Annotated in this window: 27 protein-coding genes; 9 read left to right on the plus strand and 18 right to left on the minus strand. The window is 59.5% G+C overall.

Annotated features, from left to right (window positions below; all coding sequences use genetic code 11):
• Window positions 1-43: 43 nt before the first annotated feature.
• Together DBQ51_RS08535 and DBQ51_RS08540 are read right to left on the minus strand one after the other, a co-directional pair.
• Window positions 44-787: a hypothetical protein gene (locus DBQ51_RS08535; RefSeq protein ID WP_107631292.1), complete on the minus strand. Its 744-nt coding sequence runs from the start codon at window positions 785-787 to the stop codon at window positions 44-46.
• Between the two features lie 15 nt (window positions 788-802).
• Window positions 803-1,321: a peptidylprolyl isomerase gene (locus DBQ51_RS08540; protein ID WP_054328039.1), complete on the minus strand. Its 519-nt coding sequence runs from the start codon at window positions 1,319-1,321 to the stop codon at window positions 803-805.
• A gap of 349 nt (window positions 1,322-1,670) precedes the next feature.
• Between DBQ51_RS08540 and DBQ51_RS08545 the strand changes: the two genes are divergently transcribed.
• On the plus strand, window positions 1,671-2,360 hold the full coding sequence (locus DBQ51_RS08545) for a ClpP family protease (RefSeq protein WP_107631293.1): 690 nt from the start codon (window positions 1,671-1,673) through the stop codon (window positions 2,358-2,360).
• A gap of 586 nt (window positions 2,361-2,946) precedes the next feature.
• On the opposite strand, the gene DBQ51_RS08550 is transcribed toward DBQ51_RS08545, so the two are convergent.
• Window positions 2,947-3,219, minus strand: coding sequence for a hypothetical protein (locus DBQ51_RS08550; RefSeq protein ID WP_107631294.1), 273 nt, complete (start codon window positions 3,217-3,219; stop codon window positions 2,947-2,949).
• A gap of 248 nt (window positions 3,220-3,467) precedes the next feature.
• On the opposite strand from DBQ51_RS08550, the gene DBQ51_RS08555 reads away from it, so the two are divergent.
• From DBQ51_RS08555 to DBQ51_RS17360, 4 genes are all read left to right on the plus strand, one after another.
• Window positions 3,468-4,604 carry an iron-containing alcohol dehydrogenase gene (locus tag DBQ51_RS08555; protein WP_107632157.1) on the plus strand — a complete coding sequence of 379 codons (1,137 nt, stop codon included), beginning with the start codon at window positions 3,468-3,470 and terminating at the stop codon, window positions 4,602-4,604.
• Window positions 4,605-4,629: 25 nt separating this feature from the next.
• Window positions 4,630-5,538: an asparaginase gene (locus tag DBQ51_RS08560; protein WP_107631295.1), complete on the plus strand. Its 909-nt coding sequence runs from the start codon at window positions 4,630-4,632 to the stop codon at window positions 5,536-5,538.
• A gap of 110 nt (window positions 5,539-5,648) precedes the next feature.
• Window positions 5,649-5,840: a ferredoxin gene (locus tag DBQ51_RS08565; protein ID WP_054328020.1), complete on the plus strand. Its 192-nt coding sequence runs from the start codon at window positions 5,649-5,651 to the stop codon at window positions 5,838-5,840.
• A 123-nt stretch (window positions 5,841-5,963) separates the two neighbouring features.
• Window positions 5,964-6,092: a hypothetical protein gene (locus DBQ51_RS17360; protein WP_256435208.1), complete on the plus strand. Its 129-nt coding sequence runs from the start codon at window positions 5,964-5,966 to the stop codon at window positions 6,090-6,092.
• Between the two features lie 66 nt (window positions 6,093-6,158).
• Here DBQ51_RS17360 and DBQ51_RS08570 read toward each other — a convergent pair whose 3' ends face one another.
• The 6 genes from DBQ51_RS08570 to proC form a co-directional block, all read right to left on the minus strand.
• Window positions 6,159-6,812: a hypothetical protein gene (locus DBQ51_RS08570; RefSeq protein WP_107631296.1), complete on the minus strand. Its 654-nt coding sequence runs from the start codon at window positions 6,810-6,812 to the stop codon at window positions 6,159-6,161.
• A 15-nt stretch (window positions 6,813-6,827) separates the two neighbouring features.
• A complete protein-coding gene (gene rnhA / locus DBQ51_RS08575; RefSeq protein ID WP_054328040.1) occupies window positions 6,828-7,265 on the minus strand; it encodes a ribonuclease HI in 438 nt (145 codons plus the stop codon).
• Between the two features lie 138 nt (window positions 7,266-7,403).
• The gene (locus DBQ51_RS08580; protein WP_054328022.1) at window positions 7,404-8,003 is read right to left on the minus strand and encodes a zinc dependent phospholipase C family protein; all 600 of its coding nucleotides are present in this window, start codon (window positions 8,001-8,003) and stop codon (window positions 7,404-7,406) included.
• A 200-nt stretch (window positions 8,004-8,203) separates the two neighbouring features.
• Window positions 8,204-9,076, minus strand: a complete 873-nt coding sequence (locus DBQ51_RS08585) for a radical SAM protein (RefSeq protein WP_107631297.1) — start codon at window positions 9,074-9,076, stop codon at window positions 8,204-8,206.
• A gap of 62 nt (window positions 9,077-9,138) precedes the next feature.
• A complete protein-coding gene (locus DBQ51_RS08590) occupies window positions 9,139-9,468 on the minus strand; it encodes a hypothetical protein (protein WP_107631298.1) in 330 nt (109 codons plus the stop codon).
• 84 nt (window positions 9,469-9,552) lie between these two features.
• Window positions 9,553-10,362, minus strand: a complete 810-nt coding sequence (proC, locus tag DBQ51_RS08595; RefSeq protein WP_107631299.1) for a pyrroline-5-carboxylate reductase — start codon at window positions 10,360-10,362, stop codon at window positions 9,553-9,555.
• A 136-nt stretch (window positions 10,363-10,498) separates the two neighbouring features.
• Here proC and DBQ51_RS08600 point away from each other — a divergent pair, with 136 nt between their 5' ends.
• Window positions 10,499-11,392: an FUSC family protein gene (locus tag DBQ51_RS08600; RefSeq protein WP_159068127.1), complete on the plus strand. Its 894-nt coding sequence runs from the start codon at window positions 10,499-10,501 to the stop codon at window positions 11,390-11,392.
• A gap of 72 nt (window positions 11,393-11,464) precedes the next feature.
• Window positions 11,465-12,838, plus strand: coding sequence for a sodium-dependent transporter (locus tag DBQ51_RS08605; RefSeq protein WP_107631301.1), 1,374 nt, complete (start codon window positions 11,465-11,467; stop codon window positions 12,836-12,838).
• Between the two features lie 46 nt (window positions 12,839-12,884).
• Here the strand turns inward: DBQ51_RS08605 and DBQ51_RS08610 are convergent, their stop codons facing one another.
• The 8 genes from DBQ51_RS08610 to DBQ51_RS08645 all read right to left on the minus strand — a co-directional run bounded on the left by DBQ51_RS08610 (window position 12,885) and on the right by DBQ51_RS08645 (window position 20,136).
• The gene (locus DBQ51_RS08610) at window positions 12,885-13,523 is read right to left on the minus strand and encodes a CatA-like O-acetyltransferase (protein ID WP_107631302.1); all 639 of its coding nucleotides are present in this window, start codon (window positions 13,521-13,523) and stop codon (window positions 12,885-12,887) included.
• A 115-nt stretch (window positions 13,524-13,638) separates the two neighbouring features.
• Entirely contained in the window at window positions 13,639-14,748 is a 1,110-nt protein-coding gene (gene nagA / locus DBQ51_RS08615) for an N-acetylglucosamine-6-phosphate deacetylase (RefSeq protein ID WP_054328029.1), read from the minus strand.
• Between the two features lie 18 nt (window positions 14,749-14,766).
• Window positions 14,767-15,504, minus strand: coding sequence for a glucosamine-6-phosphate deaminase (gene nagB / locus DBQ51_RS08620; RefSeq protein ID WP_107631303.1), 738 nt, complete (start codon window positions 15,502-15,504; stop codon window positions 14,767-14,769).
• A 253-nt stretch (window positions 15,505-15,757) separates the two neighbouring features.
• Window positions 15,758-17,269, minus strand: a complete 1,512-nt coding sequence (nagE, locus tag DBQ51_RS08625; protein ID WP_054328030.1) for an N-acetylglucosamine-specific PTS transporter subunit IIBC — start codon at window positions 17,267-17,269, stop codon at window positions 15,758-15,760.
• A gap of 128 nt (window positions 17,270-17,397) precedes the next feature.
• Window positions 17,398-17,655 (minus strand): HPr family phosphocarrier protein, encoded by a 258-nt coding sequence (locus tag DBQ51_RS08630; protein WP_054328031.1) that lies wholly within the window; start codon window positions 17,653-17,655, stop codon window positions 17,398-17,400.
• Between the two features lie 52 nt (window positions 17,656-17,707).
• Window positions 17,708-18,202 carry a PTS sugar transporter subunit IIA gene (locus tag DBQ51_RS08635; protein WP_054328032.1) on the minus strand — a complete coding sequence of 165 codons (495 nt, stop codon included), beginning with the start codon at window positions 18,200-18,202 and terminating at the stop codon, window positions 17,708-17,710.
• 328 nt (window positions 18,203-18,530) lie between these two features.
• Window positions 18,531-19,370, minus strand: coding sequence for a BglG family transcription antiterminator LicT (licT, locus tag DBQ51_RS08640; RefSeq protein ID WP_107631304.1), 840 nt, complete (start codon window positions 19,368-19,370; stop codon window positions 18,531-18,533).
• A 10-nt stretch (window positions 19,371-19,380) separates the two neighbouring features.
• Window positions 19,381-20,136: a copper homeostasis protein CutC gene (locus tag DBQ51_RS08645; RefSeq protein ID WP_054328034.1), complete on the minus strand. Its 756-nt coding sequence runs from the start codon at window positions 20,134-20,136 to the stop codon at window positions 19,381-19,383.
• Window positions 20,137-20,350: 214 nt separating this feature from the next.
• Between DBQ51_RS08645 and trkA the strand changes: the two genes are divergently transcribed.
• Together trkA and DBQ51_RS08655 are read left to right on the plus strand one after the other, a co-directional pair.
• Window positions 20,351-21,724: a Trk system potassium transporter TrkA gene (gene trkA, locus DBQ51_RS08650; RefSeq protein WP_054328035.1), complete on the plus strand. Its 1,374-nt coding sequence runs from the start codon at window positions 20,351-20,353 to the stop codon at window positions 21,722-21,724.
• Window positions 21,721-23,166, plus strand: coding sequence for a TrkH family potassium uptake protein (locus DBQ51_RS08655; RefSeq protein ID WP_054328036.1), 1,446 nt, complete (start codon window positions 21,721-21,723; stop codon window positions 23,164-23,166). The genes trkA and DBQ51_RS08655 overlap by 4 nt, the downstream gene beginning before the upstream one ends.
• 68 nt (window positions 23,167-23,234) lie before the next feature.
• Here the strand turns inward: DBQ51_RS08655 and DBQ51_RS08660 are convergent, their stop codons facing one another.
• Window positions 23,235-24,962 (minus strand): phospho-sugar mutase, encoded by a 1,728-nt coding sequence (locus DBQ51_RS08660; protein WP_107631305.1) that lies wholly within the window; start codon window positions 24,960-24,962, stop codon window positions 23,235-23,237.
• Window positions 24,963-25,321 lie beyond the last annotated feature (359 nt).

Raw genomic sequence — 25,321 nt, forward strand, 5'->3', positions numbered from 1 at the left:
CCCCCGGAACAGCTTTTCCGGGGGTTTTATCAACAAACAGGGATCAAAACCGCATTAGCGGGATCTGGTGCGGCTCCGCCTCGCCCGCCGGCAGCAGCATGGACGTAATATCCGGCCGCGCCGTTTCAATAAAGTTGACGCCGCTGCGGATCAGCCCTGCCAGCGTGCGCTCGTCATTTGTCGGCAGGCTCATGGTGAACAGCCCCGCCCTCCGGCAGGCCGAGAGCAGCGCCGGCGTCAGGTCGCCCGCCGCCGCGCGCAGGCCGAACAGGCCGGTCGTCTGCGCCGCGCGCACCAGCGCGTCTATATTGTCCGGCAGCGCGGGCAGCTCGCCCATGATGTGCAGGTCAGGGTTAGCGACTGCGATGCGCGCCGCCTCCACCAGGCCCAGGCCGACAAAGATCGTATTGTCCAGCCATTCGGAATGGCGCAGGGTGATGCGGAGCTGCGGCAGAAGCGTCTGGTTATGTACCGTGATCGCGATTTTTGCCCGGCAGGTGCGCGCCAGCTCGATCGCCTGTCCGGCGGGGACAAGCTGCGGTGCCGCCTGGTGCAGCTCCGCGTAGCTGTAATCCGTGATGCTCAACCGCGTTCCGTCGTTCGCCACGCAGTACCCGTCTGACGACAGCACCGCGATACCGTCCGCGGTCATATCAACCGACAGACAGCAGCCTTTTGCGCCCTCCTCATTCCCTGCCAGGATGGACTCCAGCCCATCCGGCTCGGTATCCATACAGCCGACCGCGGAAAGGACGAAAATCTCTTTGTTGGTATAATACAATACCATTCCCCTTCTTTCCGTTTACAGGGTTTCAGGCGCCTCGTACGCCACGCCCAGCGTATCGACGGTCACCTTGCGCATGCGCTGCTCCTGGCGCGGACGGTCGTGCCAGTCGCGCGGGGCGTTCACGATCCCGTCGACCACATCCATGCCCTCGGTCACCATGCCGAAAGAGGCGTACTGGCCGTCCAGATGCGGCGAATCCTCGGTCATGATGAAGAACTGGCTGCCCGCGGAATCCGGCACCGCGGTGCGCGCCATGGACAGCACGCCGCGCGTGTGGTTCAAGTCGTTCTGGAAGCCGTTGGCGGTGAATTCGCCGCGGATTTCATAGCCCGGGCCGCCCATTCCGGTGCCTTCCGGATCGCCGCCCTGGATCATAAAGCCCGGAATAACGCGATGGAAGATCGTTCCGTCATAAAAGCCCTTCTGGATCAGCGAAATAAAATTGCGCACCGTATTCGGCGCGACCTCGGGATATAGCTCCGCGCGGATGATACCGCCCTGTTCCATTTCAATCGTAACGATAGGATTGCTCATTACCATACTCACTCCATTATTACCGCGAATTTGCGGATATTCATTTATATTGTAGCAAATTTCCACGCAAACAGCAAGACATGTTTCCATAATGAAACTCTGTGCCGCAGCACGCCCTTTCCGGCGGACGAAATCCACTTTATACACAAAGCTTTCCACCATGCATTGGGGATAACTCTGTGTACAAAGTGGATAACTTCCGGTATTTACTTGTAAAAGCTGCCTGTTCTACCGGATCCGCTGTTTACAGTCTGTAATATTTCCCTGCTCCGCGCGGGCCGCGCATGAAAACCACCACCGCGAAGCATACTCTACCGTAGGGATTTTTATATCAAAAAGGAGGAGCGATATGGCGGAGGAACACCCATCCATCCAGGCGCCGGAAGAAAATAATATTATGGAGACCGGCTCGATCACGGCTAAAACCTCGCGCGGCACGGTCCACTGCATCACGATCGTAGGCCAGATCGAAGGGCATATGGAGCTGCCCGCGCAGAACAAAACCACAAAATACGAGCATCTGATCCCGCAGATCACTGCGGTAGAGCAGGCGGAGGAGATCGACGGCATGCTGATCCTGCTCAACACCGTGGGCGGCGATGTGGAAGCCGGCCTGGCGATCGCCGAACTGATCGCGGGCATGACCAAGCCGACGGTCTCGCTTGTGCTGGGCGGCGGCCATTCGATCGGCGTACCGCTCGCCGTGGCTGCGAAAAAGAGCTTTATTGCTGCCTCCGCCGCCATGACCATCCATCCGGTGCGCATGAACGGCACCATTATCGCCGTGCCGCAGGCCTTTGAATACCTCGCCAAGATTCAGGAGCGCATCGTGGATTTCATCACCACGCACTCGCGCATTTCCGCCGAACGGCTGCAACAGCTCATGCGCGAGACCGGACAGCTCACTGCGGACGTAGGTACGGTCATCTCCGGCAAGCAGGCGGTCACGCTCGGCCTGATCGACGAGGTGGGTACCCTGTCCGGCGCGCTCGACGCGCTTTACCAGATGATTGGCCAAGCAAGGGAAACGCATCTGTAACGCCCGCGTTTCGGAAAAAGCGAACAAGAAAGGCCTCGTCCCTATCGAACGAGGCCTTTTACTTCCAGATCTCCATAGATTCTCTTTTCTCAGCAGGATATTTCCCGCTGTCCTTTTTTATTTTTTGCTGTCCGCTTTTTCATCCTACGTTCACGGGAACCACCCGGCTGCGGTTCTTCGGGTAATGAACACATTTCGGTTTGTTACCTTAACTACATTCAGGAACTCTATATCAAGTCAGATTTTGAAATGCGTCTCTTCCTGGCGGGCAATCGTTCGATTCTATTCCTGTATGCCCGAACCATTTTCAGCAGGCTTTGATATGATCTCTGTCCTGTGCTCTGGTCCGCTTTTGCCGCATCATACTCATCAGTATGCCCATCGGCCTTTTTTCTTGGATGCGCACTATTTTTGGCGATTACAGGTATCGTACTGATCAATTTTCATATTCGCCAACGCATTGCTTCAGGGTTCTTTCATGCATGAACCTTACTTTCCTGCTGCCTCGATCCGCTTACATCGTCAGTATGCTTTCACGGATATATTTTCACGAGGATAGCTTCCTCACAGGTGCCGTTCCTTACTATCAGAAGCCGATCGCGCTTTTCAGGCGGTTCGTTTTTTTAATTTGGAACTCGCTCTTTTTATAAATAGCTATCACCTTGATCGTTTCGGTCACAGCGCCGCGGCGAGTCCCGCGAACTGGTAGGATGTTTCTTCTGATACCATTGGACTCACCCCTTTCTCCGGTATCATTTGGCTTTGTACGCCAACCCTTCAGAATAAGAATGGGTTCTCGCCCTTTGTAAAGCCCCTGCTTTACGTCCCTTGGTGTTTGCCCTTTTCTTTTCTGTGACATTATAATATCATCAACCTTGCACAACGTCAAGCATTATTTTATGTTTTTTCATGGTTATATTAAACAAAACATTCTTGTCCTTTTCAGCGTTTTCCCTCTTCCCACGCTTCCGCTGATTTGCTATAATTGTATTGTTGGGTGCGTTTCGGCCCCAGCCGGAAAACGTACAGCAAGCAGCATTCGCATGGGGGTCGTTGGACCCCCTTTTTTTGAGGGAGGTTTTCTCGTTGGATATTTTCAGCTTCTATATGCCCACCCGCCTGTTTTTCGGCAACGGCGCCGTGCGCAAGCTCGCCAAAGCGCGCCTGCCGGAGGGCTGCGGCCTGATTATCACCGGCGGCACGTCGACCACACGGCTCGGCTATGTCGACCGTGTGGCCGACGTGCTGCGGCAGGCCGGACACGAAACGGCTGTTTACAACAAGGTACAGCCCAACCCGACCATCGAAGGGGTGCGCGAGTGCGCGGCGCTTTGCCGCGCGGCGCACATCTCATTCATCGTCGGCCTGGGCGGCGGCTCCTCGATCGACACGGCCAAGGCGGCCGCTGTCATGGCCACCAACGACGGCGACTGGTGGGACTATGTCCACGGCGGCACGGGCGGCGGCAAGCGCATCGCCAACGCCGGTTTGCCGGTGGTCGCCATCCCGACCACTGCGGGCACAGGCACCGAGGCAGACCCGTTCACGGTCATCACCAACGGCGAGGAAAAGATCGGCGGGGGCGGCGAAAAGTGCTTCCCCGCCATCTCGGTCGTGGACCCAGACTTTATGATGACCGTACCGCCGCACCTGACCGCCTATCAGGGCTTTGACGCGTTCTTCCACGCGGCCGAGGGCTATATCGCCCGCACCGCCAGCCCGATGAGCGACATGTTCGCGCTCCGCGCGGTCGAGCTGATCGGCCGGTCGCTCGCGACCGCCGTGCATGACGGCGGCGACCGTGAGGCCCGCGCCGAGGTCGCGCTCGCCAACACGCTGGCCGGCTTTGTCGAAACGCTGTCGAGCTGCACGGGCGAGCATGCGATCGAACACGCCCTGAGCGCGTTCCATCCCGCGCTGCCGCACGGCGCGGGCCTGATTATGATTTCGCGCGCCTATTGGAGCCGGTTCGCCGAGGTTTCCGGCGACCGGATGGCCGCGCTGGCGCGCGCGCTCGGGCGCACGGGCGCTACTGGCGCGGCGGATTTCCTGGCGGCGCTGTCTGGCCTGCAGAAGCGCTGCGGCGTCCACCAGCTCCGCCTGTCCGGCTACGGCGTCCGGCCGGAGGATTTCGGGAAGATCGCGGACAACGCGGCCGCCACCATGGGCGGTCTGTTCCGCGCCGACCCGCGTCCGCTCAGCCGCGAGGAGATCATTGGCATCCTTGCGGACAGCTACCAGTGAACCGCGGACGCGGGGAGGGCAATCAATGAAAAAGGTGCTTTTGATCGCCACCGGCGGCACAATCGCGTGCCGTGAAACGGCAAACGGGCTGTCCCCGACCCTGACCGGCGGGGCGCTTGTCCGCCTGCTGCCCGCGCTGGAGACGGTCTGCGCGGTCACGGTGTGCGAGCTGATGCGGCTGGACTCCACCGACCTGACCGCCGCGGACCGTATGCAAATGGCGCGGGCGGTCTGGGAAAACCGAGGCCGGTACGACGGCTTTGTCATTGCCCACGGCACGGACACGCTTTCCTATACCGCCGCGCTGCTGCACCATGTGCTGCGGAACATCGACCGCCCCGTGGTGCTGACCGGCTCGATGCTGCCCATGGGCGCGCCGGGTTCGGACGCGCCCCGCAACCTTCTCGACGCATGCCGCGTCGCGGCGGCGGACTGCGTCGGCGTGCTGGCGGTGCTGCACGGAAAGATCATCCACGGCCCACACGCCGCAAAGCGCCATTCGCTCGAAGCGGACGCATTCACTTCGGTCGGCGCGCCGCTCGCGGGCGTAATCGACGGAGCTGGGTGCGTGCGGCTGGCGCACCCGCCGAAGCGCGACGGCACGCCGCGCTTCGTGCGGGACATCGACACGGACGTTCTGCTCGTCAAGCTGACGCCCGATCTCCCGCCCTCGTTTTTCAACGTCCTGCACAGGTATCCCCGGGTGGTGGTCGAGGCGTTCGGAGCGGGCGGCATCCCCCGCCGGCTGGAGGACGCGGTGCGGTCGCTGCTCCGAAGTGGCACGCGCGTCTATCTCATCAGTCAGTGCGCTGAGGGCGGCGTGGACCTGCACAAATACGAGGTCGGCCGGCGGGCCGAGGCCATGGGCGTCATCCCGCTCGGCAGTCGGACGACCGAGGACGCGCTGGCCGCCATCCAGTGCCGCGAGCTGTGACGCGCGTCTGTTTGATTTTTCCAGCTTTCCCGTTTTCTCCCCGCAAGACATACCACTCATAACGCCGCTCCTTTCTGCGCATACTGTGTGCGAGAAAGGAGTGTTTGTTTATGCAGGTCACGATCGACCGCGGCGGCTGCATTTCCTGCGGCCTGTGCGAAGCAACCTGTCCCGATGTGTTCCGCATCGCCGGAGATGGTCTGGCAGAGGTCTATCACCAGCCCGACACCGCGGCGCAGGAAGCGGACTCTCAGGAAGCCGCAGGCGGCTGTCCGGTCTCTGTTATTCACACCGAGGGCTGATTTTTGTATTAATTGCACAATTCTTTCTTATCTAATTTGTATAATTCATACAATCAGCCTCTTGTTTTTCCCCCAGAAAAAAGGTATGATATAAGCAAATCTTAAAAGAAAGAAGGCCGCAATATGAACAAGTTTGTAAAGGCACTTAGCAACATGAGCGAAGCATCTATGCAGAACAACGGTTATGTCCGTAACCTGCTGCGCACCTATGGCGGCAAGGTTTCGAACAGAGCCAACACCCCGAAGGACTAAGCCCCCATCGGGATCATGCCATAGAACGAAAAGACGTCCGGAGGCGCTCGCCTTCGGACGTCTTTTCTATATTTTGCGGATATTCTCCCGATAATAGGCTTCAAACAGGCTCATCATCAGGCCCTTGCGCCGCCCCTCACCCCTGTGCCGCAGGTAGCGCCAGCAGGACCGCGCGGTCAGCAGCCCGCCGACGGCGCAGACGATCATATCCTGCATCGTGTCGCCCACGCCGGTGGACGCGACCTGCTGCGGGTCCGCGCCGGAAAAGGAAACCGCGTATTCCCATATCTCCCACAAGACCGCGCTCAGCACCGCGAACATCCAGGTATACAGCGAGGCGTTGAACGCATCCGCCCGATCGAGCGCGTGGCCTGGCTTTTTCGCAAAATACACCACCATGCCCAACACGGCGAACAGAAAGCCCGACAAAAAGTGCAACAGCTTATCCCAGCAGGGAATCCACTCATACCCGCCGAACAGGCTCGCAAACGGCACAGCCGCCAGCACGAACCAGTCGAACACGATCTCAAGCAGGTACACCGGCCGCAGCCGGCAGACCCGATAAAGCGCAAACGGCACAGCGGGCAGGGCGAGCGCCGCAGCGGCAAGCAGGGCGTTGTATGCCGTCAGGTCCCGCCGCAGGCCGTATACCGCGGCGCACAGCGTGAACATATAGTAAAACAGCAGGGTGCCTCCCCGCAGACCGCGCAGCCTGTCCATCCGGCCGGCCTCCCATCACTTGTATTTCTGGTACTGACTTACCGCCAGCTCGTCGCAGCGGTTGTTATAGGGGTTATCCGCGTGTCCTTTCACCCAATGGAACCGGACCTCATGCTTTTCGAGAAGAGCGAGCAGCCGTCCCCACAGCTCCGGATTTTTGGCCGGTTTTTTATCTCCCTTGATCCACCCTTTCGAGCGCCAGCTTTTCGCCCAGCCCTTTGTGATGCCATCTACCACATATTTGCTGTCCGAGTACAGGTCGACCGAGCAGGGCTCGGAAAGCGCTTCCAGCGCGGTGATCACGCCGAGCAGCTCCATGCGGTTGTTGGTAGTCGATGGCTCGGAGCCGGACAGCTCCTTCTCATGCGCCCCGTACCGTAAAATGGCACCCCAGCCACCCGGCCCTGGATTGCCGGAGCAGGCCCCGTCCGTATAAATCGTCACGTTTTTCATAGTATCTCCCATTGTTTTTTCTTTATTATAGCACGGACCGCCGGAAAAAAGAAGTGCGACCGACGCACGCCGCAAAAACAAGCGCCGTCCGGCTCTCCGGACGGCGCTTGCCGCAACAGCGTGTAAAAAGTGTCTGTATCAGGCGATGACCGTTGCGGGTACATCCACCTGCTCGTAAACGATGCTGATGATCGAAAGCACAACCATTGCGGTTGCCCGGCAGATATGTATCAGGTCGTCGTCAATCCCATGATGGCGGCCGGCCGCGCGGTATTCGTCATGCATGGCGCCGATGCGGTTGATCAAAGCGTCCACCGAGGCCGGCGGGATAATCGGGCTTGCCCACTGCTCGAATTTCGCTTCGGTCATCCGGCGGCGGATCACGAGCGCAACGCGCTTTTCGTATACATAATGCGCCAGCAGGTTGCGGTCGTAGATATCGTCGTTATGCGGATAGGTGAAAAAATCGGTCATAAAGTGGCATATCTCGCCCAGATCAATCGAAAGCTCATGTCCATTCACCGGACCGATGGTGTATTTTTCGGTAAACGCGCGGATTTTTTCCATCACCTCGTCCATCATGATCGACGGATTATGGCGCTTGGTCAGGTAGGTCCCTGTCAAATCCGGCTTCAGGTTTCCATAAACGAAGCCGCTCTGGTCAAAGGTAACGCCGCAGGTCTGCTCGACATAATCGAGCAGCAGGTGTGCAACACGAATGTGGGATACGGAATCCATTAGCAATCCTCCAGCCGGAATACGCTTTTCTTAACAAGTTCTTAACAGCACGGCCGCTCAACAGCCTTTCATTTCCCCAAATCATCAATAGTATAGCACATCTCCGCGCCGTTGTCTCGTTTTTTTCTAAATTGTAACGAAATCAACATCTTAATTTCGCGTTTTCTCTGTTTTTCACAATACAGGCAAAATTATTTTAGCTATCTCGCACGAAATGCTTCGTTGCGGAATTGCACCTCGCCCGCCAATGCCTGCCGCAGGCGTTGACACATCGCCTCCCGATCGCGGTTGAGCGTACCGGCAAGGTTGACATAATTGGAGGCGTGGTTGGCGCGGAACACGCTGCCCTCGGCGTCGATATGCTCCAGAAGCGTGAGCGTCTCCCGCGCGATCTCGACCGGCTGCATCAGATAAAACCGCCCTGCCCGCCAATCCCGCATCAGGGGCGTTTCCAGCTCAAACAGCAGGGTCAGCAGGCCGATATACTCCGGCTTCATGCGCGACAGGGCCAGCGCGGTCCCGATCGCGTGCTCCTCGCTCAGCTCCAGCGAGCCAAGGCCCGCGATGCAGGTGACCGACAACTTCATGCCCGCCTTTTTCACCATCAGGCCCGCGCGCACGATCTCGTCCACCGTTTCTCCCTTATTGACGCGGCGCAGCACCTCGTCCGAGCCGGATTCCAGCCCCATATAGACCATTTCCAGGCCAAGCCCGTGCAGCTGGTCCAGCTCCTCCTGCGTTTTGACCAGGATGGACGCGGGCGAGCCGTAGCTTGTCACCCGCTCGCACTCAGGAAACAGGCGGCGGATATACCGCAGGAGCTCGGCCATATGCTCCGCACGGCACATCAGCGCGTCGCCGTCCGCAAGGAAAATGCGGTCCACGCGGCGGTACATGCGCCGCGCCTCATCGAAATCCGCTTTCACATCCTCCAGCCGCCGCACGCGGAAGCGCTTTTCCTTATACATATCGCAAAACGTGCATTGATTATGGCTGCAGCCGACCGTCGCCTGTATGATCAGACTATATGCCTCTGACGGCGGGCGGAACACACGTCCCTCGTATTCGATCACGTCCCTCGCTCCTTTCTCCCGGCAATAAGGAACGGGCGGAGGGTGGCTCCGCCCGCTTTGCCTTATTCCTCGTCTTCTTCGGCCTGATCTTCCTCCGCTGGCGCCTCCGGCTCGGCAGCCGCAGGCGCTTCCGCTTCCTCCGGCACCTCTTCGTCGAACGTGTCCTGATAGGAGGCGTCCGCCGCCGCGCACTCCTCCGCGCAGGCGCAGGAGGCGCAGTCGGATTCAGCGCGCATCATTTCCTCCAGCTCGTCCATTGCCTTGAGCTCCGCCTCATGATAAACTTCTTCCTCGCGCTTTTTCTGAAGCAGAACGAGCGCCGCCGTCGCGCCGGCCGCACAGGCCAGACTGGTCAGCAGCAGCCCGGTTTTTACTTTCGTCGATTTTTTCACGGTATCCACTTCCTCTCAAAGTGATGCGGAATATTTGTCTTTACTTTACCATATGGTCTACCTAAAGTCAATGGCGAAGGGTGGCTATTTGCCCAGTTCGTATGCGCGGGCAATGCAGTTATCGCACGCTTCCGCCAAAATATCGTACAGACCGCGCGATTCGAGCACCTTCATCGCCTCGACCGTGGTGCCGCCGGGCGAGCAGACCGCGCCAATCAGCTCGGCGGGCGTCCGGTCCCCCCGCAGCAGCATTTTGGCGGAGCCGATCATGGTCTGGCAGAACATCCGGAGCGCGTCCGCCTCCGGCACGCCGTGCTGTACGGCGCTGCGCACCATCGCGTCCGCGAAGGCGTAAATATAGGCGGGCGCCGAGCCTGCATAAGGAATGACCTCGTTGAGCATGCTTTCCTCATCGAACACCGCGGTCGCGCCCATGGTATCGAACAGGGCGCGCACGGCGTCAAGCTGCTCCTGTGTCGCGGCCGCGTTTTTCACAAGCTGCGCCGCCCCCTCGCCCAGCATGAGCGGCGTGTTCGGCATCACGCGGACAACCGGCGTATCCGCGCCGAGCGCGCGCTCGATCTTCGCAAACGTTATGCCCGCCGCGATCGAAACCACCAGCGGCTTTTCACACCGGCACCCTGACAGGACCGGCAGGATCTCATCAAAATTCTGCGGCTTGACCCCCAGCACGACCGTATCACACGCCGTATACACTTCGGTATAATCCCCCGTGACCGCAAAGCCCTTTTCCCTGTTTTTCTCGCGTTTTTCCGCGCTGCGGTTGAACAAAAGCGCCTGCGCGGGCGGGAACAACCCCGCGCGCACCGCGCCCTCCACGATTGCGGTACCCATGTTGCCCGCGCCCAGCACACCGAAACGGTAGGTTTTCATCCGAACACACTCCTTATTTTATGGCTGCCTGTAGGATTTATTATAGCACAGCGCGCTTTTGTGTGCAAACGCCTTGTGAAACGGTCTGTTTCATGGTACAATACTTTTATTATTCTATTCCGGAGGCGACGCCATCGTGGGACATTTGCTGCCGCATATCGGGCTACGGACGGTCAAGACCGGCCTGGCGGTTGCGCTGGCCCTGTTTTTTGCCGATCTGCGCTCCTCGCCCGCGGCGATCTTCGCAGCCATTGGCGCAATCGTCGCCATGAACCGCACGGTGGGCGACGCGTTCCAGTCCTGCCGCACACAGTTTTTCGGCATCCTGTTGGGCGCGGGCTTCGGCGCGGTGTTTGTCAACCTGTTCGAGGGGTTCCGCTATATCGGCGTCGGGTTGGGGTTGATCGCCCTGATCCTGCTCTGTGTGGAGCTCAAGCTGCAGTTTGCGGTGCCGCTGGCGTGCATCGTGTTCGTGTCCATCTGCCTGTCCCCGGCGGACGAAGCCTTTTTTTACGGCGCCAACCGCCTGCTGGACACCTCGATCGGCTTGGCCACCGCCCTTGTGGTCAACATTGCGCTCAAGCCGTACAACAACCGCGCGCGTATCACGGAGCAGTTCACCCATTTCCTGCAGTCCGTACCCGCTTATGTGGAGGCGCGTGTCATCTGCGGGCGGTATCCGGACCTTTCCCCGCTCAGCCGCCAGCTGGGGCGCATCGCGGAGGAGCTTTCCATCTTTGAAAAGCAGAACGTGTTCCGCTTGCCGGACCACCGCACGCAGGCGGTCTATCTGCGCGGCTGCGAGCAGCTCGCCAACGCCCTGCTGCAGGAGCTGACCGCGCTGTGCGCCATGGATGAAAAGGGTCGCCTGTCTCCGGAAAACGCGGAAAAGCTGTCCGCGCTCGGCCTGCATGTGCCGGATACGCTGCCCGCGCCGCCGCAAAGCGACGCGGATGTGGTGGGCAATTACCACCTGTCCGGCCTGCTTCAGGCCTACCACTACCTGAGCGAATTCAACCTCATGGAATGAGCCGTCCCAGGGTCGGGCATCCGGCATGGGGCAACAGAGAAAGAAATGTAGTAAGGGAGTTTAAAACAACACATGGAAAAGAAAAAGAGAAGCAGTTTTTCCAGCCGCATCGGCTTTGTGCTCGCCGCGGCCGGCTCGGCGGTGGGGCTGGGCAACATCTGGCGCTTCCCCTATCTTGCGGCAAAGTATGGCGGCGGCATCTTTCTGCTGGTCTACCTAATCCTGGCGGTCACGTTCGGCTTTGCGCTGATGATCACCGAAATCGCGATCGGCCGCCGCACCGGCCTGTCCTGCATCGGCGCGTACAAGGCGCTGGACAAGCGGTTCTCCGGCCTCGGCTGGCTCGCCTCGCTCGTGCCGGTTATCATCACGCCGTACTACTGCGTCATCGGCGGCTGGGTCATCAAGTATTTTGCCGATTATCTGTCCGGAAGCGGCAGCCTGCTGGCTGAAAGCGCCTACTTTGACCGCTTTATCGGCTTTGCCGGCGAGGGGCTGTTCGCCACCCCGCTGCCCTGGTTCCTCCTTTATGTGCTGCTGACCGCGGTGGTCGTGCTGCTCGGCGTGGAGAAGGGCATTGAGAAGGTGTCCAAGTTCATGATGCCCGTGCTGGTCATCCTGTCTATCATCGTGGCTGTGTTCTCGCTGACCATGGAGGGCGCACTGGAAGGCCTCAAGTTCTATATCGTACCGGATTTCAGCAACTTTTCCGGCAAAACCGTGCTGGCGGCCATGGGGCAGATGTTCTATTCCATGTCGCTGGCCATGGGCATTATGATTACCTACGGCTCCTATATGCCGAAAGAGTCCAACTTAGAGCGCTCGGTCGGCCAGATCGAGATCTTCGACACCGCGATCGCCTTTATCGCGGGTCTGATGATCGTACCGGCGGTGGTGGCGTTCAACGGCGGCGACCCATCCGGCATCAACGCCGGCCCCGGCCTGATGTTCGGAACGCTGCCGCAGGTATTTGAACGCATGTGGATGGGCCATCTGATTGGCGGCGTGTTCTTTCTGCTGGTGCTGTTCGCGGCGCTGACCTCGTCCATTTCCCTGATGGAGACCGTCGTCTCCATCGTGTGCGACAAGCTGCACTGGAAGCGCCGGCCGGCCACGGTCGCCGTGACCCTGTTCGTACTGCTGCTCGGCCTGCCCTCCTGCCTGGGGTACGGCCCGCTGGCTTCGGTCCAGATCCTCGGCATGGCGTTCCTCGACTTTTTCGACTTTATCTCCAACTCGGTACTCATGCCGATCGTGGCGTTCTTCACCTGCCTGCTGGTCGGCTGGGTGGTCGGCACCAAAACCGTGTCCGACGAGGTGGAAAAGAACTTCCCGTTCCACCGCAAGCGCCTGTTTGAGATCATGGTCCGCTGGGTCGCCCCTATCCTGGTGGTCTGCATCCTGGTTGGGCAGCTGCTCGATGTGACGGGCATCATGAAGCTGTAAAGCAAAAAACCAGGCTTCCTGCTAATGCAGGAAGCCTGGTTTTTTGCTATCCCAGCCACTCCGCCGGACAGCGCAGCAGCTCTTCCAAGTAACAAAAGAACAAATGACAGTGATACCCGTCCGCCGCCGCGTGATGGATCTGCAGCGTAAACGGCAGTACGGTTTCGCCGCCGGACGCGGTCAGCCTGCCCCATACAATGAACGGGCGCAGGAAGATGCGGTCGTCTTTCATCCGGAAAGAAACCTCAGTATAGGAAAACCACGGCACGCAGGAAAGCAGCACGGCGTTTTCCCGCGGCGCCGTACGCAGCCCTTGCATATGGAAACGCCGGATATCCTGCACCATCGCGGCATAAAAATCAGGGAATCGGTGCGTATATGCCGTACACAGGCTGTCCATCCGCCCCGTCTCCTCGGACAGCACGGTGTATTCCGGATGCACGGTGTCAAAGCGTCCCAGCCGCCCCGCGCTGTCATAGCCGAGCCGGAACTCTGGCCGGCTGTTCACGGCCGCCGCCACCGCCCAGGTAAACGCCGGAAAAAAGCGCAGGCCGCTTTCCTTTGTGTACCGGCGGAACGCGGTGACGCAAAGCTCCCGCGTCAGGCTGTAAACGCAGCCCGCCTGCATGAAATGCGTAAAGGTATCCCGCTGCTCCCAGCCTTGCAGGTCGATTGGATGGAACATATTTCCGCCCCCTTTTCCCCCATTATAGCACAGCCGCGCCCCCTGCGGCAAAAAAAGCAGGCCGGACCTGTAGGGTCCGGCCCGCTTCGGCAGGGAGGTGATATTGTCTGTTTTGTCAGATCAGCTGGCCGCGCAGGAGCAGTGTGTGGACGTTCAACTCGTCGTCCAGCAGCAAAACATTCGCGAGCTTGCCCGGCTCGAGCGAGCCATAATCGTGCTGCACGCCGATCGCGCGGGCCGGATTGGTCGAGGCAGAACGGATGGCCTGCCCCAGTGGTATGCCCATTTTGACCGCGCTGCGCACACAGTCGAGCAGGTTGGTGGCCGAGCCGGCGATCGTACCGTCATGCAGCGTCGCGCGGTTGCCGCGCACGGTGACCGCCTGCCCGCCGAGCGAGTACTCGCCATCCTCCAGGCCGGTGGCCATCATGCTGTCCGAAATCAGCATAACGCGGTTCCAGAACATTTTGAACGTCGCGCGCACCACGGCCGGATGGATATGCACCCCGTCCGCGATCAGCTCGACCGCGACCTCGTCGTTATCGGCCGCGGCACCGATAACGCCGGGCGCGCGGTGCGACAGGGGCGGCATTGCGTTATACAGGTGAGTGACCTGCCGCGCGCCGCGGCGAAACGCCTCGCACGCGGTATCGTAATCCGCCTCGGTGTGGGCGATGGACAGGCGCACCTCGCCCGCCAGCGCCTCGATGGTTTCCATCGCGCCCGGCAGCTCGGGCGCGAGGTCGCACAGCTTGAACAGCCCGTTCGCCTTTTTCTGCAGGCGGCGGAACATATCCGCGTCCGGCGCGTGCAGGTAGGCCGCGTTCTGGGCGCCCTTTTTGGCCTCCGAAATGAACGGCCCCTCCATATTGATGCCCACTAAAGCGGCGTTCCTGCTCTCCGTGCGGTAGCTCGCGGCAGCCTCCGCGATCACGGAAAGCTTATCCTCCGGATAGGTCATGGTCGCCGGACAGATAGCTGCGACGCCGTTCTGCGCCTGGTATCTGGCGATCGCGGAGATCGCCTCATGCGTCCCGTCGCAGAAGTCATAGCCCACGCAGCCGTGGAAATGCAGGTCCACCAGACCCGGCACCGCGTACAGACCGCCCATATCGACCGCCTCCGCCGTTGGCTCGGCGGCGGATATCCGGTCGCCCGAAATGGTCAGGCTGCCCGTGCGGAACGAGCCGTCCGGCTGGTATACCTTCAGATTTTTAAACTCCATACTTTCCCTTCTTTTCCTTTACAGCAGATCCCCGCACTTGGACAGCGCCGCTTCGTCCGCAACCACGGATACGTCGGTGTGGAGCTGCAGGATAGTCGCCGGCACGCGCGGCGTAACCGGCCCAAAAAACGCCTGGCGCACGATATCCGCCTTATTCTCTCCGGAAACGACGATCACTATGCGGCGCGCGAGCATGATGGTCTGCACGCCCATGGTATACGCCTGACGCGGCACATCGTCCGCGGAGGCGAAAAAGCGCTTGTTTGCCTCGATGGTGGACTCGGTCAGGTCGACGCAGTGCGTACCCTTGGAAAAGAACTCATCCGGCTCGTTAAAGCCGATATGTCCGTTCAGGCCCATGCCCAGCAGCTGCAGGTCGATCCCGCCGGCCGCTCGGATCGCCGCGTCGTAACGCGCGCACTCGCGCTCCGCATCGAGCTGAGCGCCATCCGGCAGGTTGATGCGCTCCGCCGGCACATTGATGGCGTCGAAAAAGTTTTTGTGCATAAAATAGTGGTAACTCTGGTCATGATCCGCGGTCAGGCCGCGGTATTCGTCCAGATTGAACGTGGTACAGGCGCCGAAATCCACGTCGCCCTTATTATACCACTTGATCAACTGCTCGTAAATGCCAATCGGGGAAGAGCCGGTCGCCAGGCCGAGTACCGAATCCGGCTTGAGGATGACCTGCGCCGAAATAATGTTGGCCGCCTTACGGCTCATATCGTTATAGTCCTTTGCGCGAATGATTTTCATATCCAGCACCTCTCCAACAAATAATAGATTATTTTATTATATCACAGCGGCGCGTTCCCATTAAGCGGTGCGCCGCCGGTCGCTGGGCTGATTTCACGGCCGCAGCACAGGGACAGGCACTGCCCGCCCGCAGAACGAATGCACACTGCCCATCCCTGCACGGGATGGCCCTGCCTGCGCTTGGAAAGCAGGGAGGCGGGCTGTCCGCCCGCCTCCCCGTTGCGCGGAGCGCAAATCCATGGGTTTTCTGTTTTTACAGCATCTTGTGCATCTCGTCGGCTACGAATTGCACCTTGGTACCCACAATGACCTGTACCGAGGTCTTGGACGGACGCATGACGCCCGCCACCCCCGCGGATTTGATCTTCTTTTCATCCACCAGCGTGTAGTCCTTGATTTCAACGCGCAGGCGGGTGATGCAGTTATCCAGCGAGGTGATGTTGTCCTTGCCGCCGAGTCCCTCCAGCACGGTGGCAGCGATGGCGGTAAAGTCATTGTTCGCCAGGGTCGCGCCCGCGTCCTGCGCGGCGGTATCGTCGTCGTCATCCTCACGGCCCGGGGTCTTGAGGTTGAACTTGCTGATTGCGATGCGGAACACGATATAGAACACAACGAACGCCGCGATGCCCAGCGGGATAATCAGCAGGGTCTTGGCCGCCGCAGGCAGAGAAGCGGAGAATACCAGGTCGGTCAGGCCCGCGGAGAACGAGAAGCCTGCGCGGAAGCCGAGCGCCACGGTGACGAACGCGAAAATGCCGTACAGCAGCGCATAAACAACGTACAGGGCGGGAGCCAGGAACATGAACGCGAACTCAAACGGCTCGGTAACGCCGCAGATGAACGCACAGAGCGCTGCGGAGCCGACCAGACCGATCGCGATCTTCTTCTTGTTACTCTTGGCGCAGTGAACCATTGCCAGGGCCGCGCCCGGGATACCGAACATCATGCAGGGGAAGAAGCCGGACATATACATGCCGAGGCTCCAGGTGATCGGCGCATTGGTCAGGCTCATATCGCCGGTGACCTTGCCGGCCCAGAAGTTCTGCAGGTCGCCCAGGCCGATGGTATCGAACCAGAACACGTTGTTGAGCGCGTGGTGCAGGCCGGTGGGAATAAGAAGGCGGTTAAAGAATGCGTACAGGCCGGCGCCAACTGCATCCAGGCTGACGATCGCCTCGCCCAAGGCAACCAGTGCGCCGAATACGATCGGCCATACGAACAGCAGGATTGCCGCAACCACAATGGATACGACAGCGGTTACAATAGCGACGCAGCGCTTGCCCGAGAAGAACGACAGCCAATCAGGCAGTTTGGTATCCTTGAACCGGTTATAGCAGGCCGCGCCAAGCAGGCCGGCAATGATGCCGATGAACGGGTTCTCAATCTTGCCGAACGCCAGCATCGCATCCTCGTTGTTCGCGATCGACGGCATGATGACCGTAACGACCGCGGTGTTCAGCAGCTTGGTGATCATCAGCCAGGATACCAGACCGGCAAGACCCGCCGTACCGTCCTTATCCTTGGCCATACCGACCGCAACGCCGATGGCGAACAGCCAGTGCATGTTGTCAATGAGCGCGCCGCCCGCCTTAATCAGGAAGAAGCCGATCGTGTATGCCGCGCCGCTGGCGACATAACCATTGACCTCGCCCGCCATGGCAGCGGGAGCGAGCGCGTAGCCAATCCCCATCAGGATGCCGCAGATCGGTAGGCACGATACCGGCAGCATCAGGGCTTTGCCCAGTCTCTGCAAATACTTTAACATAGGATTTTCCCCTCCTCATTTCTTTCAGGCCTTTCTTTATCCGGCCCTATGTAGTGCCGCGCGCCTTACCGAGCCGAACGGCAAGGCGCGCATTATTCCACTGCCCCTCGGGGCAAAATGAAAACCTCTTACAGGTTTGCCTTGAGGAACGCCTCGATCGCTTCCGCGGCCGCATCCTCGTCCGGCCCCTCGATCGTGACCTTGAGCGGATCCCCCTTCTTGGCGCCCATGCTCATCACACCCATAATGCGCTTTGCGTCAACCTCTTTCTTCGGGGAGGCAACCATGATTTTGGACTGGAACTTCGCAGCCTCTTTCACCAGCATGCCGGCCGGACGCGCGTGGATGCCGAGCTCGTCGGTAATCGTGTATTCAATGGTTTTCATAGGGATGACTTCCTTTCCTGAATAATATTTGAATTTTTGAGGGTAAACTGGTTTATTTTGCCTGCAGCGTCAGCAGCACGTCTCCGGCCGCGACCGGTCCAGTCTTTTCCGTCTTTACAGCGGCGAATCGGTCCGTGTTGCAGATAATGACAGGCGTGACCGTTTCATAGCCCGCGGCCTTGACCGCCTCGGGGTCGAATTCGATCAGCAGATCGCCTTTTTTGACCCTGTCGCCCGCCTTGCAGCACGCCTTGTAGTGCTGGCCGTTGAGCTGGACCGTGTCAATGCCGACGTGGATCAGCACCTCGGCCCCGTCCGCCGTGGTCATGCTCACCGCATGGCCGGTGTCGAACATCACGTCGATCGTGCCGTCCGCGGGCGCCGTTACGCGGCCTTCGGCCGGCAGGATGGCCGCGCCCTGCCCGAGGATGCCCTGCGCAAACGTCGGGTCAGGTACCTCCTCCAGCGGGACGACCGTTCCCGCCATCGGCGCGGCGATCGAGATGCCGGCGGAACCGCCGAACAATCCCTTGAGTTTCCCAAACATACAATCACACCCTTTTTCGACGAGTATGTCCTCCTGATGCAAAAAGTATCCAAAAACGAAAAAGAACCAAATTTCGCCGCAGTAACACAGTCTTACCTAAAAGACAAACTACGAGAAATTTGGTTTTGCCCGCCGGAGCGGTAACAATCCAATCATTCAGAGGACATTGTTTACTTGTTGAGTGTATTGTAACAAATTGTTCACAATTTTGCAAGCCCGATTTGCACGGCAAACTATCCGAAAATGTCATCCTTTTTTTGTGAGTTCATACCAATAAAATCGGTTTCACCAACAAAAAAGGAGGCCTTTCTTTGGCCTCCCGCTTGCTTTAGCCAGCATTTTTATCCATCACGCGCGCGATATGTATGGTGAGGTAAAGCAGCTCGTTCTGTCCGGAGGCGAAGCCCTTTTCCCGCTTGACGTAGGCGCACACCTTTTGCGCGGAGGCGAACGCGCGGGGGTATTTATACCGCACGACGCCGAGCAGGTCCGCGTCCTCATCCCCGTACTGCTGGCCGCTCACGATGCGCCGCGCGAAAAACTTCAGGTGCGTCACAAAGCGGTAATAGTCGATCGAATCGCAGTCCGGCTCAAAGCCGTAAGCGCTCCGCACGATGCGGAACACCTCCTGCATGAGATAGGTCATATCGTACACGTCGCGGATCTCGCCGCCCACCTGCGCGTTGACAAAGTGCATGGCGATAAAGCCCGCCTCGTCCTCGGTGAATTCTACGCCCGTTTCCTCACGGACGATCTCATTGGCCTTGCTGCCCACCTGGTATTCATCCTTGTAGAACTGCCGGATATCCCACAGCAGGGGATTGGGCAGGCGGATGCCCTCCTTATACCGGTGGATAGCGGCCGAGATATGGTCGGGCAGGGTGACATAAATACTGTCCGACAGCTCTTTCCCCAGCGCGATCTTGGCATGGTTGATAATGCGCTCGCTCATCAGGAAGTGCGGAAGCGGGATGCTGGTGATGAGCTGCTGAAACCGGTCTGAAAGCTGGTCCGAGTGCAGCGTGAAGCGTTTTTCCACCTGCGCGGCCGGCGCCTCGTCCCCCGCGCGCCGGCCAAAGCCCAGCCCACGCCCCATCAGCACGGTTTCCGCGCCGTTTTCGTCCAGCGCCACAACCACGTTATTGTTCAGTACCTTTTCAATCCGCATGGCTTTCCCCCTATTCTGCGCCGCAAAGCGCGTCCAGCGCGCATCGCGCGGCGCGGACAGCCGCCTCATCGCACCGCCAGACCTCGAATTCGCTGATGCCGGGCAGCCCCATCGGCACCCCCTCGCGCCGGTAGGTCATGCGGCTGTTTTCTGTCCGCTTGGCGGACAGGTGGAACGCGTCCGCCCCTGTCATCGGCTGCAGCGCGCGGATCACGTCCGCGTTCACGCCCGCGCCGACCAGGATCTGCGGCCGGCCGCCGCTCCTCCCGACCAGCTCGCGCAGCAGCGCCGCGCCCTCGGTGCAGCTTGCCTGCCGGCCGGAAGTCAGGATGGTGTCCACGCCCAGACGCCGCGCCGCCGCGAGCGCCTCAAATGGGTCGCGGCACACGTCGAACGCGCGGTGCAGCGTGATCCCGCAGCCGCCCGCCAGCGCGATCAGCTCCGCCATGCGCGGCTCGTCCAGCGTTCCGTCCGCCCGAAGCACGCCGATCACGACCCCATCCGCCCCCAGCGCGGCAAAGCGCCTGACCTGCCGCCGCAGCAGCTCGAACTCCTCCTCCGAATACAGGAAATCCCCGAACCGCGGCCGCAGCAGCACGCGGATCGGGATATCCACCCGCCTGCGCACCATGCGGAATAGGTCCTCATCCGGCGAGGTGCCGCCGATCACCAGGTTCGCGCACAGCTCGAGCCGCATCGCGCCGCCGCGCGCCGCGCTGACCGCGGATTCGACCGAATCCACGCATACCTCCAGCACCCGTGCCATGTCCCATCCCTCCCTTTATCAGGGCGCTTCCCGCCCGATTGCGCCGCGCCCCGTCCGGCGCAGCTATTTGCTTTCAGTATACCATGCGCCGCAGCCGCGGTCAACGCCGCCGCGGCGCGCAATATCTTCGGAAAGATATTGTCTTTTTGCCGGTAAAACGGTATAATCGCTATGGGCATTAAGAAAATATTAAGATTCGTATCGGAGGCGCATTATGCGTATCATTATTGTAGGCTGTGGCAAGGTCGGCTCAGCTTTGGCCGAGCACCTTTCCAGCGAGGGGCATGACCTGACGCTCATCGACCTGTCCGAGCGACGGCTGGAGGACCTGACCACCTCGCTTGACGTGGCCTCAGTCAAAGGCAGCGGCACCAGCTACCATGTGCTGCAAAGCGCCGGCATCGAGGACTGCGACCTGCTGATCGCCGTAACCGCACATGACGAGATCAACCTGCTCTCCTGCCTGATCGCGCGCAAGGCATCGGGCTGCCATACCATCGCGCGCGTGCGCGATCCGGAATATGTTTCCGAGGTCGGCTTTATCCGCGATGAACTTGGCCTGTCCATGGTCATCAATCCGGAGTTATCCACGGCGCGGGTCGTTTCCCGCCTGATCCGTTTCCCCTCCGCAATCGGCGTGAGCACGTTTGCCAAGGGGCGTATCGAGCTGCTGGACATCCGCCTCCCGTCCGGCTCCCGTCTGGCGGGCATGCCGGTCTGCGAGATCAACGTCTCGCTGCATACCCATGTGCTGCTGTGCATGGTTCGGCGGGCGGGTACCACCTTTATCCCCAAGGGCGACTTTATCCTGCAGGCGGGCGACGATATCACGATCATTATTCCCCCAAACGAGCAGGTCTATTTCTTTGAAAAGATCGGCGTGCCGCACAGCCATATCGGCTCGGCCATGCTGGTGGGTGGCGGAAAAATATCGTTTTTCCTGGCCGGCATACTGCTCAACTCGGGCATTTCGGTCAAGATCATCGAAAACCGGCTCGACCGCTGCGAGATGCTGTCCGAGCTGCTGCCCGGCGCGACCATCATCCACGGCGACGGCACCGACCGCGACCTGCTCGACGAGGAGGGGCTGGCCACCTGCGGCGCCTTTATCGCCCTGACCGGCATGGACGAGGAAAACATCCTGCTCGCGCTGCATGCGGGCCGCCATTCCAAGGCCAAGCTGTTCACTAAGATCAACCGCGTCAATTTCGAGGAGGTCATCGAAAGCCTGCCCATCGGCGCCATCATCCGCCCTAAGCAGACGACCGCCGACCTCATCAGCCAGTACACCCGCGCGATGCAGAATTCCATGGGCTCCAATGTGGAAACGCTGCACGAGCTGCGCGGCGCGGAGGCGCTCGAATTCCGCGTGGCCGCGCACGACCTGACCGGCGTGCCGCTGCAGGACATGCCCATCCGGCCCGACGTGCTGCTGTGCTGCATCAACCGCCGCGGCAAGCGGATCATCCCGCGCGGCCAGGACATACTGCAGGAGGGGGACACAGTCATCGTCGTTTCCACCCGCGAGGGCATGAACGACCTGCAGGATATCTTTCTGCCCCGTGAAACGGAGGAACAGAGGCCATGAATCACGCTATGGTGTGCTACCTGGTCGGCTGGATGTTGAGTGTGGAGGGCGGCATCCTGCTGCTGCCCATGCTGACAGCAGTTATCTACCAGGAACCGATCGCGTTCGCCTATTTGGCCGTGTCCGCGCTCTGTCTGGTCTTTTCCTGCCTGTTTACCCGCTGCAAGCCCAAGAACACCCGCTTTTACGCGCGGGAGGGCTTTGTCACCGTATCGCTGTGCTGGATCGTACTCGCGCTGACCGGCGCGCTCCCGTTCTGGCTCAGCGGCGAGATCCCCTCCTATGTGGACGCGCTTTTTGAAAGCATCTCCGGCTTCACCACAACCGGCGCGACCATCCTTGGCGATGTGGAGGCGCTGTCGCACGCCTCGCTTCTTTGGCGCAGCCTGACCCACTGGGTCGGCGGCATGGGCGTGCTGGTGTTCATGCTGGCCGTGCTCCCGCTCGCAGGCGGGCAGACGATCTACCTGATGCGAGCGGAAAGCCCCGGTCCATCGGTAAACAAGCTGTCGCCCCACCTGCGCGACACCGCGTTCATCCTGTACGCGATCTACCTGGGTATGACCGTTCTGGAAATCGTGCTGCTGCTGCTCGGCGGCATGCCGCTGTTCGATGCCGTCAATACTGCTCTGGCAACGGCCGGCACGGGCGGCTTCGGCATCTGGAACAACTCCATGGCGCATTACAGCGGCTATTACCTGCAGGCCGTGGTCACGCTGTTTATGATCCTGTTCGGCGTAAATTTCAACATCTATTTCCTGATCCTGACGCGCCGCTGGAAGCAGGCGCTCCGGATCGAGGAGCTGCGCGTTTACCTTGGCGTAATTGCCGCCTCCGCCCTGCTGATCGCGTGCAACGTCCGTCATCTGTTCGGCGGCTTTTTTGACAGCCTGCACCACGCGCTGTTCCAGGTCGCCTCCATCATCACGACCACCGGCTTCGCCACGGTGGACTTCAACCAGTGGCCCGCGTTCAGCAAGTGCATCCTGGTGCTGCTCATGTTCATCGGCGCCTGCGCCGGCTCCACCGGCGGCGGCATCAAATGCTCGCGTGTCCTGCTGATGTGCAAAAGCATCAAAAAGGAGATGCAGTTCCTGATCCATCCGCGCTCGGTGCGCGTCAATAAGATGGACGGCCGGCGCGTGCAGCATGAGGTTATGCGCTCGGTCAATGTATTCCTGATCGCCTATCTGATCATTTTTATCCTGTCCACTCTCGCGCTGTGCCTTTCCAGCCAAGACCTTGTCACAAATTTTACCGCGGTCGCGGCCACGCTCAACAACGTCGGCCCTGGCCTGGAGCTGGTCGGTCCGTCTTCCAATTTCGGCTTTTTCGACCCGCTCAGCAAGATCGTGCTGATGTTCAACATGCTGGCGGGACGCTTGGAGCTGTTCCCCATGCTGCTGCTGTTTGCGCCGGATACCTGGCGCAGAAACCGCTGACGCGGCGCCGTACAAACGCGAAAAACCCCCGAAGCCTACTTCGGGGGTTTTTCAGCGGATCCCGCTGTTCAGCGGACGATCTCCTTTGCCGCGGCGGAGAGTGCCTCCACCTTTTCGGCGGCCGCCGCCTTGCTGTCGCCCTTGGCCATGATATAGACCTTGACCTTAGGTTCGGTGCCGGACGGACGGATGATAAATGTCGTTCCGCCCTCCAGTTCGTAATACATGACGTTCTGGCCTTTCAGCTCCATCTGCTCCGCGCTGCCGTCCGCCATGCGGGTGCGGATGCCGGACATATAATCGCGGGTGTACTCCACCTGATGCGTGCCGATCCTGCCGAGCGGCTTTTCGCGCAACTCTGCCATCAGTTCTTTCATGCGCGTCAAGCCGGAAACGCCGGGCATGGTGATGGAAACCGTCTTTTCGCAGTAATAGCCGTATTTTTCGTACATTTCCTCCATCGCGTCGTACAGGGTCTTGCCCTGCGTGCGGTAATAGGCCGCCATCTCCGCGATCAGCATGGAGGCGGTCACGGCGTCCTTGTCGCGCGCGTAGTCGCCCGCGAGATAGCCGTAGGACTCCTCAAACGCAAAGAGGTACTTGTGCGAGCCGGTCTTTTCAAACTGCTTGATCTTTTCGGCCAGGAATTTGAAGCCCGTGAACGTATCAAAGCACGCCACGCCGTTCTTTTCCGCCGCTGCGCGTGCCATCTCAGTCGTCACGATCGACTTGAGCACCGCCGGATGCGCGGGCATGGTGTTCGTCAGCTTGCGGGCGGTGATGATGTAATCGATCAGCAGCACGCCCACCTGGTTGCCCGAAAGGGTGACATAATCGCCGGTCTTGTCCTTGAGCACAATGCCGGTACGGTCGGCGTCCGGATCCGTGCCGATAATGAGGTCGACATCGTTCCGCCGCGCCAGCTCGATCGCCAGGTTGAAGCCTTCCTTGTATTCCGGATTGGGGTTTTTAACCGTCGGGAAGTCCCCGTCGATCTTCATCTGCTCCGGCTCGCAGATGATATGCTTATAGCCCAGCCGGCGCAGGATCTCCGGCACCAGGCGGTAGCCCGCGCCGTGGAACGGGGTGTAGACCAGCTTAAACTCATCCGCGACCTGCTTTACACAGTCCGGATTGACTGCGACCTTGAGCACCTCGTTGAGATATGCCTCGTCCGTTTCCCTGCCCAGAATGCGGATCATGCCGCTTTCCACAAATGCGCCGTAGTCGCCCGTGCGCACGCCGCTGAAAATATCGGTCGCCGCCATTTCCTTGGCGACCACGTCGGCCTCCGCGGGGGGCAGCTGCGCGCCATCCTCCCAATACACCTTATAACCGTTGTATTCCTTAGGATTGTGGGATGCGGTGATATTGATGCCCGCGATGCAGCCGTAATGGCGGATCGCAAAAGAAAGCTCTGGGGTCGGACGAAGCTCGTCGAACAGCAGGGTCTTGATGCCGCTCGCCGCAAGGATGCAGGCCGACTGTTTGGCAAATTCAGGCGAAAAATGGCGGCTGTCGTACGCGATCGCAACACCGCGGTCCATGGCGGCTTTTCCGTTGGATACGATCAGGTTGGCCAAGCCCTGAGCGGCCTGTCCCACGGTAAAACGGTTCATGCGGTTGAGGCCTACGCCAAGCACGCCGCGCAGGCCGGCTGTTCCAAAGGACAGCGGGGCAAAAAAGCGGCTTTCGATCTCTTCCTTATTTTCCTGAACGGACTGAAGCTCCGCGCGCTCGTTCTCAGTAAGCGCCGGATTCTCCAGCCAACGTTTGTATTCTGCAATATAGTCCATTGGTATCACCTCATCCTGTAATTTGGCCAAAGCCACTATATAAATTATACAATATCTATCTGTCAATGCAAGGGCTTTTGTGCGAATTCGTGAAAAGCACCTGATACTCCGGCACTTATATACAAATATAAATATGCATTTTTGTGTATATTGTTTCATTGCAGTAAGGTTTTACAAACAAAACAAAAATCAGGGAAAAATTTATTTGGCATCTATGGTTATTCATTGCCTTTCCTGCATATAAGGAAAATATGCTTCAATTTTCCATTTTTATAAAATGTTTATTTTAGAGGGTATTTTTGACCGCATTCCGGCAATTTCCTCTATATTATGTGCAGTATCGCGCCATCAGAAAAAGG

It is taken from the genome of Agathobaculum massiliense, from assembly GCF_900291975.1.
Taxonomy (GTDB): domain Bacteria; phylum Bacillota; class Clostridia; order Oscillospirales; family Butyricicoccaceae; genus Agathobaculum; species Agathobaculum ammoniilyticum.

Bases quoted from the DNA above. Each gene is read 5' to 3' on its own strand.
- DBQ51_RS08535 (WP_107631292.1), bottom strand. From the start codon at position 787: ATGGTATTGTATTATACCAACAAAGAGATTTTCGTCCTTTCCGCGGTC.
- DBQ51_RS08540 (WP_054328039.1), bottom strand. From the start codon at position 1,321: ATGAGCAATCCTATCGTTACGATTGAAATGGAACAGGGCGGTATCATC.
- DBQ51_RS08545 (WP_107631293.1), top strand. From the start codon at position 1,671: ATGGCGGAGGAACACCCATCCATCCAGGCGCCGGAAGAAAATAATATT.
- DBQ51_RS08550 (WP_107631294.1), bottom strand. From the start codon at position 3,219: ATGTCACAGAAAAGAAAAGGGCAAACACCAAGGGACGTAAAGCAGGGG.
- DBQ51_RS08555 (WP_107632157.1), top strand. From the start codon at position 3,468: ATGCCCACCCGCCTGTTTTTCGGCAACGGCGCCGTGCGCAAGCTCGCC.
- DBQ51_RS08560 (WP_107631295.1), top strand. From the start codon at position 4,630: ATGAAAAAGGTGCTTTTGATCGCCACCGGCGGCACAATCGCGTGCCGT.
- DBQ51_RS08565 (WP_054328020.1), top strand. From the start codon at position 5,649: ATGCAGGTCACGATCGACCGCGGCGGCTGCATTTCCTGCGGCCTGTGC.
- DBQ51_RS17360 (WP_256435208.1), top strand. From the start codon at position 5,964: ATGAACAAGTTTGTAAAGGCACTTAGCAACATGAGCGAAGCATCTATG.
- DBQ51_RS08570 (WP_107631296.1), bottom strand. From the start codon at position 6,812: ATGGACAGGCTGCGCGGTCTGCGGGGAGGCACCCTGCTGTTTTACTAT.
- rnhA (WP_054328040.1), bottom strand. From the start codon at position 7,265: ATGAAAAACGTGACGATTTATACGGACGGGGCCTGCTCCGGCAATCCA.
- DBQ51_RS08580 (WP_054328022.1), bottom strand. From the start codon at position 8,003: ATGGATTCCGTATCCCACATTCGTGTTGCACACCTGCTGCTCGATTAT.
- proC (WP_107631299.1), bottom strand. From the start codon at position 10,362: ATGAAAACCTACCGTTTCGGTGTGCTGGGCGCGGGCAACATGGGTACC.
- DBQ51_RS08605 (WP_107631301.1), top strand. From the start codon at position 11,465: ATGGAAAAGAAAAAGAGAAGCAGTTTTTCCAGCCGCATCGGCTTTGTG.
- DBQ51_RS08610 (WP_107631302.1), bottom strand. From the start codon at position 13,523: ATGTTCCATCCAATCGACCTGCAAGGCTGGGAGCAGCGGGATACCTTT.
- nagA (WP_054328029.1), bottom strand. From the start codon at position 14,748: ATGGAGTTTAAAAATCTGAAGGTATACCAGCCGGACGGCTCGTTCCGC.
- nagB (WP_107631303.1), bottom strand. From the start codon at position 15,504: ATGAAAATCATTCGCGCAAAGGACTATAACGATATGAGCCGTAAGGCG.
- nagE (WP_054328030.1), bottom strand. From the start codon at position 17,269: ATGTTAAAGTATTTGCAGAGACTGGGCAAAGCCCTGATGCTGCCGGTA.
- DBQ51_RS08630 (WP_054328031.1), bottom strand. From the start codon at position 17,655: ATGAAAACCATTGAATACACGATTACCGACGAGCTCGGCATCCACGCG.
- DBQ51_RS08635 (WP_054328032.1), bottom strand. From the start codon at position 18,202: ATGTTTGGGAAACTCAAGGGATTGTTCGGCGGTTCCGCCGGCATCTCG.
- licT (WP_107631304.1), bottom strand. From the start codon at position 19,370: ATGCGGATTGAAAAGGTACTGAACAATAACGTGGTTGTGGCGCTGGAC.
- DBQ51_RS08645 (WP_054328034.1), bottom strand. From the start codon at position 20,136: ATGGCACGGGTGCTGGAGGTATGCGTGGATTCGGTCGAATCCGCGGTC.
- trkA (WP_054328035.1), top strand. From the start codon at position 20,351: ATGCGTATCATTATTGTAGGCTGTGGCAAGGTCGGCTCAGCTTTGGCC.
- DBQ51_RS08655 (WP_054328036.1), top strand. From the start codon at position 21,721: ATGAATCACGCTATGGTGTGCTACCTGGTCGGCTGGATGTTGAGTGTG.
- DBQ51_RS08660 (WP_107631305.1), bottom strand. From the start codon at position 24,962: ATGGACTATATTGCAGAATACAAACGTTGGCTGGAGAATCCGGCGCTT.